At 71.9% G+C, this 20,634-nt stretch carries 15 protein-coding genes; 3 read left to right on the forward strand and 12 right to left on the reverse strand.

What is annotated here, in order from left to right:
• Positions 1 to 95 precede the first annotated feature (95 nt).
• The 11 genes from WMF20_RS37445 to WMF20_RS37495 form a co-directional block, all read right to left on the reverse strand.
• Positions 96 to 935: a JAB domain-containing protein gene (locus WMF20_RS37445; RefSeq protein ID WP_437606578.1), complete on the reverse strand. Its 840-nt coding sequence runs from the start codon at positions 933 to 935 to the stop codon at positions 96 to 98.
• Between the two features lie 493 nt (positions 936 to 1,428).
• The gene (locus WMF20_RS37450) at positions 1,429 to 2,484 is read right to left on the reverse strand and encodes a hypothetical protein (RefSeq protein ID WP_437606580.1); all 1,056 of its coding nucleotides are present in this window, start codon (positions 2,482 to 2,484) and stop codon (positions 1,429 to 1,431) included.
• Positions 2,481 to 3,767 (reverse strand): hypothetical protein, encoded by a 1,287-nt coding sequence (locus WMF20_RS37455; RefSeq protein WP_437606581.1) that lies wholly within the window; start codon positions 3,765 to 3,767, stop codon positions 2,481 to 2,483. Before WMF20_RS37455 ends, WMF20_RS37450 begins: the two co-directional genes overlap by 4 nt.
• 282 nt (positions 3,768 to 4,049) lie before the next feature.
• On the reverse strand, positions 4,050 to 4,523 hold the full coding sequence (locus WMF20_RS37460) for a hypothetical protein (protein ID WP_437606582.1): 474 nt from the start codon (positions 4,521 to 4,523) through the stop codon (positions 4,050 to 4,052).
• Positions 4,524 to 4,695: 172 nt separating this feature from the next.
• Entirely contained in the window at positions 4,696 to 5,847 is a 1,152-nt protein-coding gene (locus tag WMF20_RS37465) for a hypothetical protein (RefSeq protein ID WP_437606583.1), read from the reverse strand.
• Entirely contained in the window at positions 5,844 to 8,051 is a 2,208-nt protein-coding gene (locus WMF20_RS37470) for a hypothetical protein (RefSeq protein ID WP_437606584.1), read from the reverse strand. The genes WMF20_RS37465 and WMF20_RS37470 overlap by 4 nt, the downstream gene beginning before the upstream one ends.
• Positions 8,048 to 9,364, reverse strand: a complete 1,317-nt coding sequence (locus WMF20_RS37475; protein WP_437606585.1) for a hypothetical protein — start codon at positions 9,362 to 9,364, stop codon at positions 8,048 to 8,050. The genes WMF20_RS37470 and WMF20_RS37475 overlap by 4 nt, the downstream gene beginning before the upstream one ends.
• A 657-nt stretch (positions 9,365 to 10,021) precedes the next feature.
• Positions 10,022 to 10,999, reverse strand: a complete 978-nt coding sequence (locus tag WMF20_RS37480) for a hypothetical protein (protein WP_437606586.1) — start codon at positions 10,997 to 10,999, stop codon at positions 10,022 to 10,024.
• A gap of 565 nt (positions 11,000 to 11,564) precedes the next feature.
• Entirely contained in the window at positions 11,565 to 12,293 is a 729-nt protein-coding gene (locus WMF20_RS37485) for a competence/damage-inducible protein A (RefSeq protein WP_129578782.1), read from the reverse strand.
• 16 nt (positions 12,294 to 12,309) lie between these two features.
• Complete coding sequence (gene xseB / locus WMF20_RS37490; protein ID WP_437606587.1) at positions 12,310 to 12,714, reverse strand: exodeoxyribonuclease VII small subunit; 405 nt, start codon at positions 12,712 to 12,714, stop codon at positions 12,310 to 12,312.
• Positions 12,711 to 14,900: a HEAT repeat domain-containing protein gene (locus WMF20_RS37495; protein ID WP_437606588.1), complete on the reverse strand. Its 2,190-nt coding sequence runs from the start codon at positions 14,898 to 14,900 to the stop codon at positions 12,711 to 12,713. The genes xseB and WMF20_RS37495 overlap by 4 nt, the downstream gene beginning before the upstream one ends.
• Positions 14,901 to 15,128: 228 nt before the next feature.
• Between WMF20_RS37495 and WMF20_RS37500 the strand changes: the two genes are divergently transcribed.
• The 3 genes from WMF20_RS37500 (at position 15,129) to WMF20_RS37510 (ending at position 19,918) form a co-directional block, all read left to right on the forward strand.
• Entirely contained in the window at positions 15,129 to 16,955 is a 1,827-nt protein-coding gene (locus tag WMF20_RS37500; RefSeq protein ID WP_437606589.1) for a radical SAM protein, read from the forward strand.
• Positions 16,956 to 17,257: 302 nt separating this feature from the next.
• Positions 17,258 to 19,057: a protein kinase domain-containing protein gene (locus WMF20_RS37505; RefSeq protein WP_437606590.1), complete on the forward strand. Its 1,800-nt coding sequence runs from the start codon at positions 17,258 to 17,260 to the stop codon at positions 19,055 to 19,057.
• Between the two features lie 540 nt (positions 19,058 to 19,597).
• A complete protein-coding gene (locus tag WMF20_RS37510; RefSeq protein ID WP_129578786.1) occupies positions 19,598 to 19,918 on the forward strand; it encodes a hypothetical protein in 321 nt (106 codons plus the stop codon).
• Here the strand turns inward: WMF20_RS37510 and WMF20_RS37515 are convergent.
• Positions 19,885 to 20,355, reverse strand: coding sequence for a GNAT family N-acetyltransferase (locus WMF20_RS37515; protein ID WP_061627057.1), 471 nt, complete (start codon positions 20,353 to 20,355; stop codon positions 19,885 to 19,887). The two genes, WMF20_RS37510 and WMF20_RS37515, sit on opposite strands and share 34 nt — an antisense overlap.
• Positions 20,356 to 20,634 lie beyond the last annotated feature (279 nt).

A 20,634-nucleotide genomic window follows, 5' to 3' on the forward strand; every position in this document is an offset into this window, starting at 1 on the left:
ATGACCGAACGCCGAGCGCCGCCTCGTGAGCCGACCGGCCCCCTGGAGTCACGGCAGGGTCGCAAAACGGCTCACCGCCGTCGACGCGCGCGGCGCTAGCGCTGGCCGTGGCCCGCGCGGCCGGGACCAGCGGCGGCTGCCCCTGCCTGCGCGGGGCGCGCGCCGGCTTCGCCCTCCGCCGGCGCGTCGCCGGGCTTGATCATCCCGAGATCGTGCAGCGACGAGTAGTGGCCGTCCGGCGCGAGGATGACGTGGTCGACGAGCGGCACCCCGATCACCTCGCCGGCCGCGGCGACCGCGTCGGTCATGGCCACGTCCTCGGGGGACGGCGCGGAGTCGCCGCTCGGGTGGTTGTGCACCAGCACGAGCGCCGAGGCCGCGTCCGAGAGCGCGGCGCGCAGGATGTCCTTCGCCGTGACCGAGCACCCGTGGAGCCCGCCCTGCGCGACCCGGCGCGCTCCCCTCATCCCGTTGCGGCCGTCGAGCGAGATTACCCACATCTGCTCGTGATCGAGCGGGCCGAGCTGCGCCGCGCACCACGCCGCGATGGAGGCCGACGTGCGCACCGGCGGCCGCGGGCGCACCGCGCGCTCGAACGCGCGCCGCCCGAGCTCGAGCGACGCGGCGATCCGGAGCGCCTTCGCGAGGCCGAGGCCGGGGTGCTCGGCGAGCGCGTGCGGGCCGAGCCGCGAGAGCCCCTCCAGCCCGGAGAAGCGCGAGAGGAGCGCGGCGGAGACGATCGTGACGGGCGTGCCGACCAGCCCGGTGCCGAGCACGATCGCGAGCAGGTCGGCGTCGCCGAGCGACCAGATCCCCTCCTCGAGGGCGCGCTCGCGCGGGCCGATGAAGGCGGCGAGCGCCGCGGGATCGTCGGTGTACGAATCGTGGACGGGGAGGTGATGGGGCAGCGGCGCGGCGCGCTTCCAGGAGCTCATGCGCCGGCCACAAGCACGCGGCGGGCCCGGCGGCCGGCGCGCGGCGCCGCGGCGATCGGCGCGCCTGCGGGGCGGCGGAGCGGCGGCGGAGGGTGGCGGCCGCCAGGGCGGCGCGCCAGGAGCAGCGCGAGACGGGCCGCGGATGATTGGGTCGTCGATGATGAGGGATCCCTCCCCTCGTCGAACGCCCCGTCCACCTCCGCGATGCCCGGCACCTCCACCCACGGCACCCCGCTCTCCCCGAGCGCGTACGCCCGCGGGTCGTCCGGATAGAACCCCTCGGTGTTGGTCCTCGATGAGGACGGATCGGCAAGGGCGGAGGACGGCTCCGAGAGAGCGGATGCCCACCCCCGGCCCGTGCTCGGCGCTCCGCGCCTGCGCGCGGTCCGCCCCTCCCTAATCGCGCGCTCCGCGCGCTCAGGGAGGGGTGCGCCGTCGCGCATCTGGGGTCGGGATGCGAAGTCCGGAAAAGGGAGAGCGTGCACGAGGCGCTTCAGGACATCAGACCGAGCACGAAGAGCGCGTCTGCCCAGAGCGGCCAGAGCGTGCGGTACGGGTGCGTGGCCAACATCACGCCGCCGCTCGGCAGGCGGCGCACGTGGAAGGGCGCGTGCTCTTCGAGAAAGCGGGTGTGCCCGCGCGTCGTGACCTTTGCCCGAAAAGCGGGCGGGCCCTCGCCCTCGGCCTCCCCGAGCTGACGGAGCAGCTCCATGATCTCGTGCGCCTGGGGTTCGGCTGCGCGCCACGTGTCGTCGGGCACCGCTGCCGCCTCGAGCGCATCGAGCAGCGTGGCCGGCGGCGTCGCGAGCGCCTTGAGCACGGTCTCGCGGGAGAGCGAGCTGCTGAGCTCGTGCGTGCCTTTCATGGGCACGCGCGCGCCCCGCGGCGCGGCGTCGATGCGGGCGTGTAGCGCTTCCAGCGACATGCCCGCGATGCGCGACACGCTCTGCTTTTCGTGCAGGCTCACCCAGGAGAGGGCGAGGTCGCGCGCGAGCTCCACCGCGTTCGCGTTATAGGTCGCGCACATCTCGACCGGGGCGAGCCAGTCCTCCTTGTCGGTGCAGGCGCCAGTCGGCACGCGCCCGCTCGCGTCCGGCGCGCAGAGGCGGAGCAGGAGATCCTCGATGTCGCCCTGGATCAGGTGACAAGCGACCGCGGCCTCGGCCTCGATTGAGCGCGGACCACCACCCACGGGGATCTCGTAGGGGTAGAAGTCGCACTTACGTTCACCCGCCTCCACCTTGAGGGGGCCGTAAGGATGGCGACGTTCGCTTTCTTCAGGGTAGCACGCGAGGTCGAACGTGATGACGCGATCGGAATCGTTCAGCCTCACACCGGAGCCTACGTGAGCGCTCTTCTGTCCTCCGAAGTGAGCACGCACCACGGCGAGCACCTCGTCGATGGATCGCGTCTCGCACGAAATGGTCGCACTCATCATCAGATCGATGAGAGCCCCTGGGACGACCAGCTCAGACAGTGCCGCCGTAAACGCGTCGATCCGTTCTGCCTCGTCACACCAGGCGAAGAATCGAGGTCCTGAATAGCTCATAGCCGGATCACCATGATGAATTTGTTGAAACCGTCGAGGGTAAGGGGCTTGCCCTCGTCCGAATCGAACAGGTAGCCGTCCTTGACCGTGTACTTCTTCGGATCGAACTTCGCCCCCTGCTCCATGATGAGCTCGACCCGGACCACGTCTCCATCCAGTTTCTTCTCCTTTAGTGCCTTCATTGCGTTCGAGAGCTGCTTGCGCACCTTCCTGACCGGGATCGTTCCGCCGCCCTTTGCCTCGCTCACGATCAGCTCGTGCCCCCTGGATATCGACACGAAGTCGGGCGCCAGCGCCTCGTCGCCACCAGGGCTTGAGTGCTTCGGAATGCCGACCACCTCGCGCACGCCGTCGTCACCGACCCCGACGAGCGATCGACCGTCGTCCACCAGAAACTTCGCCGCCTTCTTCTCGAAGATGTCCACCTCGAACTTGGTGATCGCTCCGCGGAGGTTCTTGTACCCCCTGACGCGGTTCGTCTTGACAATCTGCGCGAACGCCTCCTCGATCTCCGCGATCTCCCCGGCCACCCGGATCGCGGACGGTCGCAGCCCGCTGCTGGTCTTGACGGCGCGCCACATCGGCCCGATGGCCGCAACCCCGAACCCCATCCCCGAAAAGATCCGCTCCTCATCGCTCAACTCTCGCCCGGCCGGCAGGCACCACTCCTTGCCCGTCACGGCCTCGCACAGGTCGAGCGTCGGCCCGACCACGGGCACGAACCCCACCCCGATGCGCGTCGTCGCGTGCACCAGCGTCTGCATCACCTCCGCGTACGCCTCGACGCCCTCGCCGACGGTCGACATCGCCCCCGCGAACGCGCTGATCGTCTGGTAAAGCTGCGTCTGCTCCAGGTCGAGCCCGTCCCCGGTCCACTGGTTCAGGCTGTCCTTCATCTGGTCCGCCAGCGCATCGAACCGCGGCTTCAGCACCGTGTCCACGTGCGCCCGCAGGTCCGCCGGCACCGGCGAGTCCACGAACCAGTCCGACGCATCCATGAACCGCCGCACGTACGCCGTGATCCGGTTCTGCGCCTTCAGGAACGCGTTCGTCTCCGCCAGCGACACCCCCATCCGGTCGCGCAGCGCGATCTCCAGCGCCGCGCTGTTGTCCCGCCACGCCCGCACGTTCGCCACGAAGTCCGCCCGCGCGACCACGACCCCGCCGCTCACGTCCGCCGAAAGCGCCGCGATCACCGCGTCCGCGTAGGCCGCGTACGGGTCCCTCCCCTCATCGAACGCCCCGTCCACCTCCGCGATGTCCGGCACCTCGACCCACGGCACCTCGCCCTCCCCGAGCGCGTAGTTCCACGGGTCGTCCGGGTCCCACCCCTCGGTGTTGGCCGTCGACGGGGAAGGTTCTGAAGGAGCGATGGGCAGCCGAGAGAGAGCCGATGCCCACCCCCGGCCCGTGCTCGGCGCTTCGCGCCTGCGCGCGGTCCGCCCCTCCCTCATCGCGCGCTCCGCGCGCTCAGGGAGGGGTGCGCCGTCGGGGACCTGCGGCCGGGGTGTGAGGTTCGGAGATGGTAAAGCGTGCACGGCGCGATAGCCCCGGTGAAGAGGAGCTCACTTCCAGAATTCCCACCATCGCTTGGTGCCTGCCCCGCTTCGATCCGACTCCGCGAAGATGACAGGGGGGACTCGCTCGACCTCCCGCCCCTCCTCGAAGACCAGCTTCTCCTCGTCCATGCGGTAAACCTGGAATACGTTATACGACTCCCCCGACGCGAACTCGGCCACGACTTGAATGGCGTCAACATCCTCCGATGCGCCTTGGGGGCGGACCCGCACATCTCGATAAACAGCAGCCGCTTTGATCTGCTTTGCCGATGCCTTCTGCTTCAGCGTCATGATGAGCAGGTTCGAACCTTGGGCGCCGCCCTGCGCTGCCACCCCGATGTCGTACTTCCCGTTCGGCTGGACTGCGATGAACCCAGGAAGGAACGAGCCCTGTTGCAGCAGCGCGTGCCTGGCCACGTCGAGCGAGCGCTCGACGAGCCGCTGAATCTCGAATCGCTTCGCGTGAGGGTCTTTGCTCATGGATCGCGTCTCCTGTCTCCAATAACGGGTCCACCTGCCCGCGAGGCCCAATGAGCCGCGAGCGAAACCGACACACCGTTACATCATGACGTGATGCCCGGCAAGGAGAGGCCGGACGGACGACGGCGGAGGACACTGGCTCTGAGCCGGGCGAGCATCCCATCGCTTTCACCTACGGCACAATGCCGAGGGCGAAGAGCGCATCCGCCCAGAGCGGCCAGAGCGTGCGGTACGGGTGGGTCGCCAGCATCACGCCGCCGGTCGGCAGGCGTTGCACGTGAAAGGGGGCGTGGCGCTTGATGAACTGGACGTGCTTGCGCGAGACGACGTCCGCCTGGTAGGTGGCCGCACCCTCCTTCGTCGCTGCGATGGTCTCGCGGGCGGTCGACTCGACGCTGCGCCAATCGTCGTCGGGCACTGCAGAGGCTTCGAGCGCGTCGAGGAGTAGGCTCGGAGGCGTATCCAGCGCCTTGAGGACGGTTTCGCGCGTGAGCTCGGCGTCACCCTCGATGGGGGCGCGTGCTCCGCGACGAACGGCGTCGACGCGCGTAGGTCGCGTGTCTCTCGACGCCGCCGCGGCCCAGTCCATCCGCGTATGCTGGCGCAAAAGATCGACGTCGCCTGCAATGCCGACCCATGCCCCATGCGGAGCGGCGTCGATGCGCGCGCGCAGCAACTCGAGCGACATCCCCGCGGTCAGCGCTGTCTTGTCACCCTCGTGCAGGTGGACCCATGAGAGGGCGAGGTCGCGCGCAACCGACGCGGCGTCCGCGTGGTAGGTCGCGCATGTCTCGACGGGGGCGCCCCAATGCCCAACGTCCACGCACGCGCCGGTCTTCACGTGTCCATGCGCCTCCGGCGCGCAGAGGCGGATCAGGAGATCCTCGATGTCCTGCTGGACTTGAATTGACGCGATCGCCGCCTCGATCTCCACACCGCGCATCGTGCCGGCGGCGATTTCGAGGCTCGACGAGAGCAGATCCCTCCGGTCGAAAGGCGACCCGCGCACCGGGCCGGAGGGATGCCGGCGCTCGTACTCCTCACCGAAGCACTCGATGTCGAAGCAGGGCCAGCGCCCGGATCTCAGCTGCGCTCCGAAGTCTACGGAGACGTGCGTACCCGGAGCAAAGGCGGCACGTATCACTGTGACGACCTCGTCGATGAGAATCGAACGGCGCCATATCTCCGCGGGAGCGTCGAGCGAGGTGATGGCGACATCGCAGCGCGCCTTCGGGTGGACAAGGGCACCCAAGGCCGCCTCGAACGCGTCGAGCCTGGCCGCCTCGTCACACCACGCATAGAACCAAGGACCCGAATCGCTCATAGCTGGATGACCATGACCAAATTCTTGAAACGCTTGATGGTGATGCGCTCGCCCGTGCTTACTCTGACCAAGTAGCCGTTTACTATCTTCAGATCCTCATTATTGAGCGGCGCGCCCTTGGGCATGATGAGCTCGATCCTTTGAACGTCTCCAGCGAGTCCCTTATTCTTGAGAGCCTCCATCCCGTTCGTCAACTGCTTGAGCGCCTTGTTGACGTCGACGCTCCCGTTCTCAATCGACTTCACCTCGCTGAGGGCGAGAGCGTTCCCCTTGGTGACCGACAAGAAGTCGGGAGCTTTGGCAAGGTCGGTGCCGGGGGGTGACTCTGTCGGGATGCGCAGCACGTCGCGCACGCCATCGTCGCCGACGCCGATCAGCGCCCGCCCGTCGTCCAGCATGAACTTGGCCGCCTTCTTCTCGAATGCGTCGAGCGGCTTGCTCGTGACCGCTCCGCGCAGCGTTTTGTACCATGTGCGCCGGTTCCCGTGCAGCGCGGCCATGACGGGGTCTTCGATCTCCTCGATCTTCCTGGCGACCCGGATCGCCCCCGGCCGCAGCCCGCCGGCAACGGCGACTCCGTGCCAGACGTGCCCGACCGCCCCGAACCCGAAGCCCACTCCCGAGAAGATCCGCTCCTCGTCGCTCAGCGCCTGCCCCGACGGCAGGCACCACGCCTTCCCGGTCACCGCCTCGCACAGGTCGAGCGCCGGCCCCACCACCGGCACGAACCCCACCCCCATGCGCGTCGTCGCGTGAACGAGCGTCTGCATCACCCCCGCGTACGCCTCGACCCCCTCGCCGACGGTCGACATCGCCCCCGCGAACGCGCTGATCGTCTGGTAGAGCTGCGTCTGCTCCAGGTCGAGCCCGTCCCCGGTCCACTGGTTCAGGCTGTCCTTCATCTGGTCCGCCAGCGCATCGAACCGCGGCTTCAGCACCGTGTCCACGTGCGCCCGCAGGTCCGCCGGCACCGGCGAGTCCTCGAACCAGTCCGATGCATCCATGTACCGTCGCACGAATCCGGTGATCCGGTTCTGCGCCTTCAGGAACGCGTTCGTCTCCGCCAGCGACACCCCCCTCCGGTCGCGCAGCGCGATCTCCAGCGCCGCGCTGTTGTCCCGCCATGCCCGCACGTTCGCCACGAAGTCCGCCCGGAGGACCACCACCCGGCCGCTCACGTCCGCCTCCAGCGCCGCGATCACCGCGTCCGCGTACGCCGCGTAGGGATCCCGCCCCTCGTCGAACGCTTCGTCCACCTCCGCGATGTCCGGCACCTCGACCCACGGCACCTCGCTCTCCCCGAGCGCGTACGCCCACGGGTCGTCCGGGTCCCACCCGTCAGCGCGCGCGTCCTGCGTCGCCAGATCCGCCACCTCATCGGCCTGCGCGCCGAACTCGTCGAGCAGCCGCGCGAGCTCGCTCTCCAGGTCGCTGACGCTCTTCTTCAGGTCGTCGACGAGCTGCTGCATCGACGCCCGCGTCTCCGCGTCGACAACGTCCTCGTACCGGTCGAGGATCGCGTCGAGGTCGGTCCGCGAGATCTCGTCAAGCGGCCGGCTCACCAGGTCGTGCAGCTCCGTGTCGAGCTGCCGCAAGAGGTCCATCCGCGCCCGGAGGTCCGCGACCTTCGCGGAGTTGCGGAGGAGCTCCGTCATCAGCCGGGCGATCCTGACCTCCAGCTCCGCGATGTCGCGCGCCAGCTCCGGGTTGATCTCCGCGAGGCTCAGGTCGACCGCGGTGCTGCCGGAGAACTTCGCCCCGCGGCGCCGGACGTTGAAGAGCGGCTTGTTCAGCCCGAGCGGCTCCGAGACGAGGCGCACCAGCTCGTGCGCGTCGGTGCACCAGTCCTCGCCGCTGGAGTTCTGCGCATGGAAGTGGAAGTCGTTGGCTCCCATGCGCAGCAACACCGAGTCGAACTCCGTTTCCGCCCTGTTGGCCGCCGAGCCATCGGCGTGCTCGACCAGCGCGCCGGGGACCTCGTGGGTGACCAGCGGCGTGTCGTTCACGCTGAAGAATTCGTGCCCGACGAAGAAGGGCGCCTCGCACGACCCGCTGAGCTCCTGGTGCTCCCAGCTCAGGCTGTACGGCGTGCCGGCCCGCGCGAACGACGGCGAGAGCACCGCCACCATCGTGACCAGCGCGACGAGCCTCTGAAACCCCGCGGCGCGAAAGCCACGCCGCGCAACCTTCTCCGACCGGCTCATGTCCCCTCCGCGCCGCGCACCGCGGCGTCATACGCGATGGCGGCGCCCTTCACGTCGCCCGCGTCGAGCCTCGCCTGCGCCGCGTCGAGCGCCGCCACGGCCATCCCCTTCTCCCGCAGCTCCGCCAGCCCCGCAGCGATCTTCCGCGGCAAGCCCGTCGTGAGCTCCGCCTCCGCGGCGTCGAACCGCCCTCGCAGCGCGGCGCACCCGGCCTCGCGCCACGACGACCCTGCCGCCTCGCAGAGCGGCCGCATCTGCACGAGCGCCACGAGCGCCCCGCACCGCTCGGCGAGCAGCGGCAGCCCGAGCTTCTCGCTGACCGGCGGCGCCGCCGACAGCGCCTCCACCCGCGCGCGCGCTCCCTCGCCGAACACCTCCGACGCCCTCTCGATCCGCGAGCGCGCGATCCCCTCGCGCGCCCCCTCGTCCACCTGAAGGATTTCGAGCGCCTGCCGGCGCAGCGCGACGCCGCCGAGCAGCGCCGTCGCGGTCGCGTCGCTCCGGGCGACGCGCCGCTGCGCATAGCCCCGCATGGCGCTCAGCGAGCGCAGCGCCCCCGAGGTCATATCCGGCGCCACCGCTCCGTGCGTCGCGAGCACCTCCTTGTGCGGCGCGAGCGCCTCCTCGAACGAGACCGCGAGCGCCTGGAGCTCCGCCGACAGCGTCATGATCTCCGCGGCGAGCTCGTTCGGCGCCTGGCTCGCCTCGCGCGCCGCCGCGAGCACCGCCTGCGCCGCGCCGTCGAGGCCGTCGAGGTCCGACCGCGACGCCCGCTCCGAGAGCGCCGCATACGCCGCCGTCTCCGCCGCCTCGGTCGCGCGGTACGCGGCGAACCGCGCCGCGACGCCCGCGTACCTGGATTGCAGCGGCGCGGCGTCACTCCGGGCCTGGTCGAAGATCGCCTGGACGACCGCCATCGCCTGCTTGTCGGCCGCCAGCGCGGCCGCGAGCGGCTCCTTCTCGGCGCTCGCCTTGTCGGTCATCGCCTGCCGGAAGTTGTCGGACGCGCGGACCGGCTCCTCCTCCAAGATCGCCTCCTGGCGCAGCTTGGACTGCGAGAGCAGCCCGAGGAGCCTGCCGTGCAGGGTCGCCCGGAGCGACTCGGCGTTCTTCTCCTCGTCGCGCACGTAGGCCACCGCCCGATCGATGTTGTCGAACCAGGCCCGGAGCTCGGCCTCGTTCGCGGCGAGCTCGTCGGACATCACGCCGTTCGGCCCGAACGCCCATATCTGGATCGGCAGCTCGCCGTCCTCCTCGGCCTCGCGCCACGCGCTGCCCGGGCCCTCGCTCGCGTCCACGCAGTGCTCGACCACGCTGGTGTTCGCTTGCGCGCAGAACCGGCCGGGAGCGCGCTCCTCCCGCTCCCATAAACACCCTGCCGCCATCGCGCCAAGCGCCTGGGCGGCGATAGCCACAGCGAGAATCGCCCTCCGCCGTCTCGGTTTGGATCGCTCCCTCAACCTCATTGTCTCCACCCCGCGATTTTTCTCACCTGCGCACGCTCACCCGCCCGTTCGCCAGCTGCAAGCGTCCTCACAAAAGCGGTAGGACATTGCTCGGCCGAGGAGCGTGTCCTCGATCTCCATTCCTCCGCCCTCGGCATATCGGCTGTGGCCGTGTGCCTCGGCCGCTCCGTAGGTCCTCACCGCCGATTTACAGCGCGCGGCGCAGTCAGCCGGAACAGCTTCGTGACGTCCCGCACGCGAAGTCGATGCGCCTCGCGCCAGTGGCGTTCCCCACGCGCGCTGGTTGCCGAATCAGCGGTAGAAGCCCACGTATGCTGCGCAGGTGTTCGTCCACTGCAGGTGGCCACGCAGATCCGAGGGAACACGGGAAATGGATGCGAGCTGGCCGCCGGTGAGGGTCCGCCCGTAAAGTCGCCGACGAGGGCGCGACAAAACAAAGGAAGAGGGCCCAGATTGCAGCCTGAGCCCTCCGTCGACGCTCGGATCCGATCGGGCGCTATTGGCTCAGACCGGCGCGTCGTCACCTTCGAGCGGATCCTCCTCGTCCGGCGGCGCGCCGCCGGCGCTGCCGCTTCCAGCGCTGCCGCTGCCGGACGCGCCGCCGCCTCCGCCCGACGCCTCGGTCGGCTTCTTCCTGGTGCTCCGGCTGAAGAGCCGCCGCGTCGCGATGGGCACGAGCCGCGGGATGGTCGGATCCTGCTCGTTGGCGCGCTCGAACACCCGCACGATCTGCTCCAGCAGGATCAGGTTGATGCCGTCGGCCCGGTCGAGATCGCCGCTCGTGACCTTCTGCCCTGCCGGGCGCGCGGCCGCGGTCTTCGCCGCCTGGGTCAGCTCCTTAGAGGTCTCTTCGAGGCGCTCGACGTAGCCCTGGTCGAGCCGCATCAGCTTGGCGCGCACGGCGAGGGGGCCCTTCTTCTGCGCGAGGTAGCGCTTGCCAAGCGCGGCGAGCTGCGTGAGCCCGCGCGCGAGCGCGCCAGGATCTTCCGCGGTGCCGACCGCCTGCGCGAGCTCTTCGCGCGCCTCCTTGCCCGAGCCGGCGACGCCGCGCAGGACCTCGTAGGCCTGATTGCGCAGGAGGAGCGCGCGCGAGAGCCGCTCGCGCAGCGCCGCGTCCGTCGTCGCGCGCGCCGCGTCCTTCTTCTGCCCGGCGCTCTCGTGCGCCTCGAGCAGCCGCTCCAGCGCGAGCGCCTGGTCGACCGCGAGCGCCAGCAGCTCCGGCGAGAAGCCGCGCAGCTTCTCCCGCTTCTCCTTCGACGCGCCCGACCAGCACGCGTGCGCCGTCGCGTAGAGGCGGCGCAGATCGGTCAAAACGCGCGAGGAGGCGATCTGCCGCCCTCGCTCGACGAGCTGGGATTCGGTCGTGCCGTCGAGCAAGGCCTCGATGATACCGGGCTCCGGCTTGCCGAGCCGCTCGGCCAGGGATTCGAGCGTGGGCTCGTCGTCGTCGGTCTCTTCGGGAGGAGAGATATGTTTGGCCATCAGCGCAGGCTAAGGAGGTGCGGAGCGGCACGTCGAGGGAGTGGCAAGTTTTGGTCATGGCGCCGGCGAGCGCCGAGGAACGTGCCCGTGGATGGCGACAGCGCGAGGCGCGACGTGCGACCCGCCGGCGCGCGGCGCGGAACCGTCGGCATCGCGGCGGAGGGCGTCGTCATTCTGGGAGGGGGCCATCGTCAGCCGAGGTGGACGTCGTCGTCATCCGCCCGGGAGACATCTGCATCCGACCCGGAGCCATCGGCATCGGGGCTGGGGCCCGCCGGCATGCGGCCGGAGCCCATCGGCATCCGGCCGGAACCCATCGGCATGGGGCCGGGAACCATCGGCATCCGGCCCGGAGACGTCGTCATCGAGGCTGGTACCCGCCGTCATCCGACGGGGGGCTCACCGTCATCCGAGGTGGAGCCCGTCGTCATCCGGCGGAGCCCCGTCGGCATCCGCTCGCTGGAGAGGCGCGGCCACCGCTCCCGCCCGTCGGCTGCCGCGTCCCGAATGAGCCCGACGGCGCGGCGCCGGCCGGGCTCACAGGGAGACGCGAGAGCGGCGCGCGTCACTCGACGCGGACGACCGTCCCCGCGGGCAGGCTCTCGGCGAAGGCGTCGCGCGCCGCGCGCACCTTCGCCTCGACGAGGCCGTCGAACGTGAGCTTCGTGCGGTACTCGACCCCGGACCACCGGGGGTAGGAGCCGATGTCGACGTCGCGGTGCGCCTCGACCACGCGGTCGAGCATCGGCTTGAGCTGCCCCTCGTCGAGCGTCGTGAACACCGCGAGCGAGACGAACGGCGTGCCGCCCGAGAGCTCGGCCTGGATGAGCGCCTGCTTGGCCCGGAAGATCTGCGGCACGCCGGGCAGCATCCACACGTTGCGCATCACCACGGCCGGCCACGCGGCGCTGCCGCCGATCACGAGCCGCGCGCCCTCCGGGATGCGCGCCATGAGCAGGTGCCCCTCGGTGAGCCGGTCGCCGTAGTACTCGCGCAGCATGCTCTCCATGTCGGGCGCGCTGACCACCGGCACGCCGAAGGCGCGCGCGACGCCCGCGATCGTCAGATCGTCGTGCGTCGGGCCCACGCCGCCGCTCGTGAAGAGCCAGTCGTGCGACGCCGAGAGCGCCCGCACCTCCGCGGCGATCACCTCGAGGTCGTCGAGCACCATGACCGCGCGCTCCAGCTTGACGCCGAGCGCGCGCAGGGTGCCCGCGAGCACGAACAGGTTCTCGTCAGCGATCTTCCCGCTGAGCAGCTCGTTGCCGATGATCAGCGCCGCGGCCGTCCTCATCTCACCTTTGCTCCGCTCAGCCCTCGAACTCGCGCGTCACCGGGCGCCCGTCGGCGTCCATCCCGAGCAGCTCCTCGACGCGCTTCTCCGCGCGGTCGAGCCGCTCCTGCGCCGACCGCGACAGCCGGATGCCCTCCTCGAAGAGCGACAGCGCGCGCTCGAGCGGCAGATCGCCGCCCTCGAGCTCCGCCACGATCTTCGCGAGGCGGCGCGTCGACTCCTCGAACGACATCGCGCCCGCGGCCTTGTCGCCGCTCGCGGGAGCGCGCTCGCCCTCGGCCGGAGACGCCGCGGCGCGGGGATCGGCGCGCGATCCCACGCCGGATTCCACGCCGGATTCCACGCCGGATTCCACGCCGGGTCCCTCGCCCGGGCCCTCGCCCGTGCGGCTCTCGTCCGTCGCGTTGCTCATCGTCGTCATGAGCCAGCGTCCCCCGGTGTTGCGGCCGGCGCAAGCAGGACGGAGCTCACCCCGGGCGGCACCGCCGGTACGAGGAGCACGCCGTCGGGATCGGCCACGACCGGGATCGCCAGCCCATCCGGGCGGACGAGCCGCGCCGGACGCGACGACGCGCTCGCGGCCGCGCCCGGGTCGTTCGGGACGATCGCGATCCACACCACCCCCGTGGCCAGCGCGGCGCGCGGCGGATCGAGCGCCGGCGCGCCGGCGCCCGAGAGCGCGGCCCGCGCGAGCGCGCGCACCCCCTCGTCGGGATCGAGATCCCGCGCCGCGAGCAGGACGCGCCGGCGCTGCACCTCGGCGCGCCGGGACAGCCCGCGGACGATCGCGCGGCGCACCGCGGGGTCGTCCTCGAAGCGGTAGGCGCGCGCGAGGAGCGACACGCTGTCGGGCAAGGGGTCGCTCCCGAGGCCGAGCGCGACGTGCGCGCGCACGACGGGGTCGCTCCCCTCGAGCAGCCGCTTGAGCCTGCCGCGGACCACCTCGTCGTCGCGGGCCGCGAGCGCGCGCGCCGCGAGCGGCGACAGCGGGCCGCCCGCCTCCGCGATCGCGGCGAGCCGCGAGGTCGCGACCGCGCCGCCCCGAGGCTCCGCGAGCAGCGCGACGCCGGCGGAGATCGCCGCCGCGTCGGGCGCGGCGTCGTCGCCGCCCGGCGCGGCGCCGCCGCCGGGCGCGGCGAGCTCCGCGAACAGCGGCGCGAGCGCGGCGAGGGCGCGATCGCCCCGCGCGAGCGCGCCGCGCGCCGCCGCGTGGACCGCCGCGCGATCGCACGAGGCCGGAGAGCACCCGCCGACGAGCTCGAGCGCGTCGCGGAGGCCGAGCGCCACGGCCCCGAACACCCCGACGGCGCGATCGCTCGACCCCTTCGGCGCCGCGAGCGCGGCGAGGAGCCGCCCCTCGAGCGACGCGGGGGCGTCGCGCAGCGCGAGCCCGCGCACCACGCCCGCGCGCAGGCCGAGCCTGCGGAGGTCCGCGTCCTTCGCGGCGCGCGGCCCGTCGACGAGCTCCGCGACGGCGGCCCGCGCCTCGGCCCCGGGCATCGTCGCGAGCGCGAACGCCGCCGCCGTCGCGAGCTCGGGGCGCTCGAGCGTCAGCCGGCGCAGCTGCCGCGCCGCCTCCGCGCCGCCCGCGCGGCCGATCGCCGCGACGGCGCGCGGCCGCGCGTCCTCCGCGAGCAGCGGGAGCGCGCGCGCGAGCGCCGGCACGAGCCGCTCCGCCGGCGCGAGCTCGGCCAGCCTGAGCCCCTCGAGCCGGCCGAGCTCGGACCCGAGCAGCGTCGCCACCGCGTCCGGCGCCTCCGGCGCGCCGAGGTGGACGAGGATCTCGACGGTCGCCTCGAAGAGCCCCGGCTCCGGCTTGCTCAGCCACGCGCGCGCCTTCGCCAGCGCCGCCTCGTCGCCGAGCCGCGCGAGGGCGCGCGCCGCGGCCACCTGCGCCGCCCGATCGCCGCCCTCGAGCATCGGCCGCAGCGCCGCGATCGCCCGCAGATCGCCGAGCTCGCCGAGGAAGCTCACGAGCGCGGGCTCGAGCCGCTTGCGGCTCCCGAGCAGGAGCTGGAGCGACTCGGGCGGGTATGCCTTCATGGCGAGCGCGGCGGCCTCCCCCGCGGCCCCGCCCTGCACGAGCGCGTTCACGAGCGCGCCGAGCGCGCGCCGCTCGCCGGTGCGCGCGAGCGCGAGGGCGGCCGTGCCCCGCAGCACCTCGCCGAGCGGCGAGGCGGCGCCGCGCGCGGGGCCGCCGCCCTCCGAGAGCTCGCGCGAGAGGAGCTGGCGCACGCTGTCGCGCTGCGCGTGCGGGGCGAGCGCCCGCACCGCCGCGAGGCGCGCCCTCGGATCCCGCGCCGCCGGGCCCCCCTGATCGAGCGCGGCGAGCAGCGCGGTCACCGCCTCCTCGGTGCCGATCGCGCCGAGCCGTTCGATGCCGCGCAGCCGCGCCTCCGGGTCGCTCGACGCGAGCAGCCGCTCGGCGACGGGCACGCCCAGGCTGCCGCGCAGCGGCGCCGCGCCGGCCTCGGCCGCCGCCCTGCCGCTGTCCTCCGCGGCCCGGGCCGCCCGCGCGGGCTGCGCCACGGCCGGGCCCGCCGCCGCCGCGGCCGCGAGCGCCGCGGCGAGGCCCAGGGCGCGGGGGGTTCCAGGGAGGAATCGCATACGCGCCCCGTACTATCCCGCGATCGACGGCCCGCTGTCACTCCCCGGGCTGAGCCGCGGAGGGCGCGCCAACGCGGCGTGACGAGCCTGGAATTTGATGGAAGCACGCGCTAGGTCGCCCTACGGTGCGGCCGCGAAATGGGCCTGTGAGAGAGGTGACGCTTGATCGACCTGGTACGGACACTGGAAAAGGCCATCACGGTATCGGCCAACAAGGCGTGGCCAGTCTTGCAGCATCTGAGCCGGCTCGGCGGCGAGCCCAAGCCGTTTCACCCGAAGTGGAGCGACAAGCCGATCCCGAGGGGCGGCCAGCGCTCGAAGCCCCCGCTCGGCTGGCCTCGAGAGACGGACAGCCTGTGCCCGCGCTGCGTCAAGGAGGCGCGCGCCGAGATCCTGAGTGGCAGGGCGGACTGGACCAAGCTCATCCATGACAAGCCCGGGGAGATCCGCGCCCGCATCGTCGCGCGCGACGGCCGCGTCGTCATGGAGAAGACGTGCCCGAAGCACGGCTTCTTCTCGGACACGATCTCGATCGACCCGGAGTTCCTCGCCCGGATCGAGCGCCTGTTCGGCGGCCGCGACGTCGAGATGACGCCGGACCGGATCCACGACCACGGCTCGAGCACCATCCGGTACGGCCGCGGCTCGGTGCTCACGGTGGATCTGACGAACCGCTGCAACATGATGTGCGACCCGTGCTTCATGGATGCCAATCAGGTCGGCTACGTGCACGAGCTCTCCTGGGAGGAGATCACGCGCATCCTGGACGACGCCGCGGAGGTGCGCCCGCGCCGCCAGATGTCGATCCAGTTCTCCGGCGGCGAGCCGACGCTGAGCCCGCATTTCCTCGACGCGATCCGGTACGCGCGCAAGAAAGGGTACTTCGCGGTGCAGTGCGCGACGAACGGGATCCGCTTCGCGGAGGAGCCGGGCTTCGCCAGGAAGGCCAAGGAGGCGGGCCTCCGGATGGCGTACCTGCAGTTCGACGGGGTGACGAACGCCGCGAACAGCCACCGGAAGATCGCGAACCTCTACGACGTGAAGCTGCGGGCGATCGAGGAGCTCTCGGCCGCCGGGATCGACGTCATCCTGGTCGTGACGATCGTCAACGGCGTGAACAACGACCAGGTGGGCCCGATCATCGACTTCGCGGTCCAGAACGCCGACAAGGTCACGGTCGTCAGCTTCCAGCCGGTCAGCTTCACCGGCCGCGACGAGGACATCTCCGACGAGCTGCGCGAGAAGCAGCGTTACACGCTGAGCCACCTCGCGCACGACGTCGCCCGGCAGACCGGCGTGACCGACCCGCTCCGCGACTGGTTCCCCCTGTCGGCGCTCAGCCCCTTCGGCAACGTGACCGATCTGCTCGACGGCCCCGACAAGGACTGGGGCCAGCTCAACTGCGGGTGCCACCCGAACTGCGGGATCGGGACGGTGCTGTTCGTCCACAAGAAGACGAAGCAGGTGGTCCCGCTGCTCGATTTCATCGACGTCGAGGGGCTGCTCTCCGACCTGCGCGCGATCTTCGACGCCGGGCGCGGCCGCGCGCTCACGACGGCGCAGGTCGTCGCCGCGCTCTTGCGCCGCTACCGGCCCGAGAAGGCGCCGACGAACTTCCACCTCGCGACCCTGGTGAAGCAGTTCATGAGCCAGACGGGCGCCGCGCACGCCGGCGAGGGCGACGCCCGCGACTACGAGTGGCGGGTCCTGTTCGTGGCGGGCATGTGGTTCCAGGACCTGTTCAACTACGACTTCCGCCGCACCGAGATGTGCATCATTCCGTACGGAACGCAGCTCGGCGAAATCAGCTTCTGCGCGTACAACACCGGCGCCGGGTGGCGGAACATCCTCGAGAAGATGAAGGCCAATGCCACGGTCGCCGAATGGTACAAGAAGCACGGCCGACACCCCGTGTACGCGAAGAATAGGGATCTCCCTCTACCGGCCTACGAGAATCCCCTAACGATCATCGAGCATGATCTCGCATTGCGCGAGCGCGAGCAGGGCGTTCCGCGCGCGCGACCGGCGGCCAGGCGGCTGCCGATCGTGAGCTGATCGCGCGGCATCCTCCGCGCCCGCGCGCATGCGCCATCGCCGCGCGCATGCGCCATCGCCGCGCGCATGCGCCATCGCCGCGCGCATGCGCCATCGCCGCCGATCGCCGACCCAGGGATCACGTGAGCCCAGGCTGTCGGCGATCGGTCGTAGCGCGCCTCACATCGGAAGGAAATCGGGTTTTCGTCGTGGCCGTGTGCGACGCTCGCGCGCACGCGGAGAGCGGCGCATGACTCGTGGAGAACGCACCACGCATGGTGTAGCCTGGCCGGGTGACCTTGCACGCTGGCCGCTATGAGAGCTTGCGCGCCATTGCGTCGGGCGGCATGGCCACCGTGTACCTCGGGCGGGCGCTCGGCGCCGGCGGGTTCGAGCGCCTCGTCGCCCTGAAGATGATGCACCCGCACATCGCGGCGGAGCCCGAGTTCGTCGCGATGTTCCTCGACGAGGCGCGCCTCGCGGCGCGGGTCCGCCACCCCAACGTCGTCGCGACCTTCGATCTCGTCGAGGACCCGCTGTTCCTCGTCATGGAGTACATCGAGGGCCCGTCGCTGCACCTCTTGCTCCGCACGTGCGCGCGGGCGAAGCGGCGGGTCCCCATCGGGATCGTGCTCCGTATCTTCCTCGACGTGCTCGCGGGCCTGCACGCGGCGCACGAGCTCACCGGCTCCGAGGGCGAGCCGCTCAACCTCGTGCACCGCGACGTCTCGCCGCAGAACGTGCTCGTCGGCATCGACGGCGTCTCGCGCATCACCGACTTCGGCGTGGCCCGCGCCGAGACCAGGCTCATGTCGACGCAGGGGAACGCGCTCAAGGGCAAGCTCTCGTACATGGCGCCCGAGCAGATCCACGCCGAGCAGGTCGACCGCCGCAGCGACGTGTACTCGGCCGGCGTGGTGCTCTGGGAGATGCTCACGGAGGAGCGCCTGTTCAAGGCCGACAACGACGGCGCGCTGATCGCGCAGATCCTGAAGGGCCCGCCCGCTGGTCCGCGCGCCGTGGTGCCGTCGGTCCCCGCCGCGCTCGACACGATCTGCATGCGCGCGCTGCGCGCCGACCCGGACGACCGGTTCCCGACCGCGGCGGCGTTCGCCGAGGCGCTCGAGGAGGCGGCCGCGCAGACGCCGGGCCTCGCCGTGTCGTCGCCCCGGGCGGTGGAGGCGCTCATCAAGGAGGTCGGCCTGCGCGACCTCACCGCGCCCATCAGCGCGCGGAACGGCCCCGCGTCGGGCCCGAGGTCCGGGCCGATGTCGGCGCGCTCGCCGCTCAGCCAGCGCTCCCCTCTGAGCGAGCCCTCGCCCCTGAGCCAGCGCTCTCCGCGGAGCGAGCCGCTCAGCCAGCGCTCTCCCCTGGGCGAGCCGCTCAGCCAGCGCTCTCCCCTGAGCGACCGCTCTCCGCTCGGCCTGCAGATCCTCGGGCCGGCGCCGGACCTCTCGGGCGCCGAGGGCAGCGCGCCGGGCCTCGGCGCCGTCGTCTCGGAGGCCGTGTTCCGCCGGCAGCACCTCGTGCGCCGCAGCGTGATCGCCAGCGCCTGCGCCGTCGCGCTCGCGGCCGGCGTGGGCGCCTTCTTCGCCTTCGGCGCGCGCGAGCCCGCCGCTCGAGAGGCGACGGAGAGCGCCCCGGTCCTCGCGAGCTCGCCCCACCTCCCCGCGACGGTGGCCGACGGCGCGACGGTCCACGCCACCGCGCCGGGACAGCCCGCCGGGACCGTCGAGGCTCTCGCCCCCGGCGGCGCCGGCCAGGTCCCCGCCCCCGGCCGGGCCGCGCACAGCCCGCCCCCCGTCGGTTCCGCCCATGCCCCCGCTCCCGGCCGATCCGTCCAGGGCTCCGCGCTCGGCCGAGCCGCGCATGCCCCTGCTCCCACCGCCATCCGCGCGGCGAACGCCGCCCCGCGGCCGGCGCCCAGAGCGACCCCGCCCGTGGCCGTCAAGCCCAGGACGGGCCGGGCGGAACCGCGCACGGCGGGCGGATCCACGGTCTCGACGGCGAAGCCTGCCCCCCGCTCGTCGGCCGTCCGCACCGCGACGCCGAAGGCACCGGAGCCGAAGCGGAGCGCTCCGCGGGCGACCTCCCGGACACCCTTCAAACCCTCAGGGCTGTGACACGCCGGAGAGCGGGCGGTGACGCGCCGACCAGCGGGGCGGCGACGCGCCCGCCAGCGACGGTGATAACGCGCCAACCGGCGAGGTGATAACGCGCCAACCGGCGAGGTGGTAACGCGCGATGTCACGGGATCGCGAGACGCCATCGGCGCACCTGCGTCCCCGGACGTCAGCGCTGGACAGACGCGGCGCTTCGCGCCTGCGCGCCGGCGCAGCGATCATCACGCGCGAGGCCGGCCAGGCGGTGATCCTTTTTGCCGACCCGTCCAACACTCCGGCCATGGAGGCCCGTCCAAGGCTCCGGCGACCACGACCGCCCTCCGCCTCGCGCAGGCCGCGCGACCCGAGGTCGCGCGGCCTGCGCGAGGCGGAGGGAACGCGTCGCCGCCGCACCTACATCTCCGCGAAAACCAGCAGAAGGTCAGTCGCCATCTCACGAGCGCGACATAGGAGGTAGGCTATTCTTGTCGTGGGGCGGTATGTGCTCGCCCAAGTGAAAGACGCGCCGCGCGTCAGACGTTACCCCGGGGGAACCAGCTCATGCGCTCGCTTTTCGAGCAGGTGGTCGAGTGCTGCGGCCTCGCGCCCGCGTTCGCCAGGAAGATCATCCAGGAGGCCTGCGAGCGGAGCGGCGTGTCGCCGCCCGACGCGATGACGCCTGCCGATCTCATCCGCTCGCTCCCCCAGATCCGCCAGGCCCTCGGCGTCTTCCTCGAGCCCTCGGAGGTCGCGCTGAAGACGGCCGCGATGCGCGCCCTCGTCAAGGGCTCCTGGCCGTCGATGCCCGCGGTCGTCCCCCCCGCCCAGAGCCAGGACGGCCGGACACCTCAGGACGAGCCGAAGTCCAAATCGAGCTCGTAGAGCTCGTAGTGCGACCGCTTCATTCCGAGCGCGACATAGGTCGACTGCGCACGCGCGTTCGCGGTCTCCACGTAGAGGCGGATGCCGCATACGTCCCCCGCGTCCGCCGCCATTTCGTGGACTCGCCGGTACAGCGCCCGGAAGACCCCGCTGCGCCGCGCCGCGGGCGACACGTAGACGGACTGGATCCACCAGAAAGTGCCGTTTCTCCAGTCACTCCATTCGTAGGTCACCATCAGCTGCCCGGCCACCTCGGAGGCGCGCTCGGCGACCAGATAGAACCCTTTGGTCTCATCCGCGATCAGCGCGGCGGCGCCGCGGAGGGTGGTGGCGGTGTCCAGCACCTTGCCCTCCGTCTCGAGCGCCATGGCGCGGTTGTTCGCCGCGATGATCTCCACGTCGGCGGGCGCCGCCCGGCGGATCACGAGCGCTGTCACAGGGCGACCCCCCGGCGGGCATCGCAGCGGCGCCCTCCCGGCGCGGGGGCGGAGGGCGGAATGCCGGGGAGCTCGGGTGCGCGGCGTCGGTTCGACATGGCCGACCCCATACCGCGGACCGAGCGGCTGCTCAACCGCCGCGCCCCGATCCCGCGGCGAGCGCGCAGATCGCCGCGGCGACGGCGCCGCCGCGGCGCGTTATGTTTCGAGATGTGATCCTCCACGTGAACGGCGAGCGCTCGGGCGCACAGCGCGTGATCCATGGGCGCGTCGCGCCGG

This window comes from Sorangium sp. So ce834 (assembly GCF_051521425.1).
Classification (GTDB): Bacteria; Myxococcota_A; Polyangia; order Polyangiales; family Polyangiaceae; genus Sorangium; species Sorangium cellulosum_D.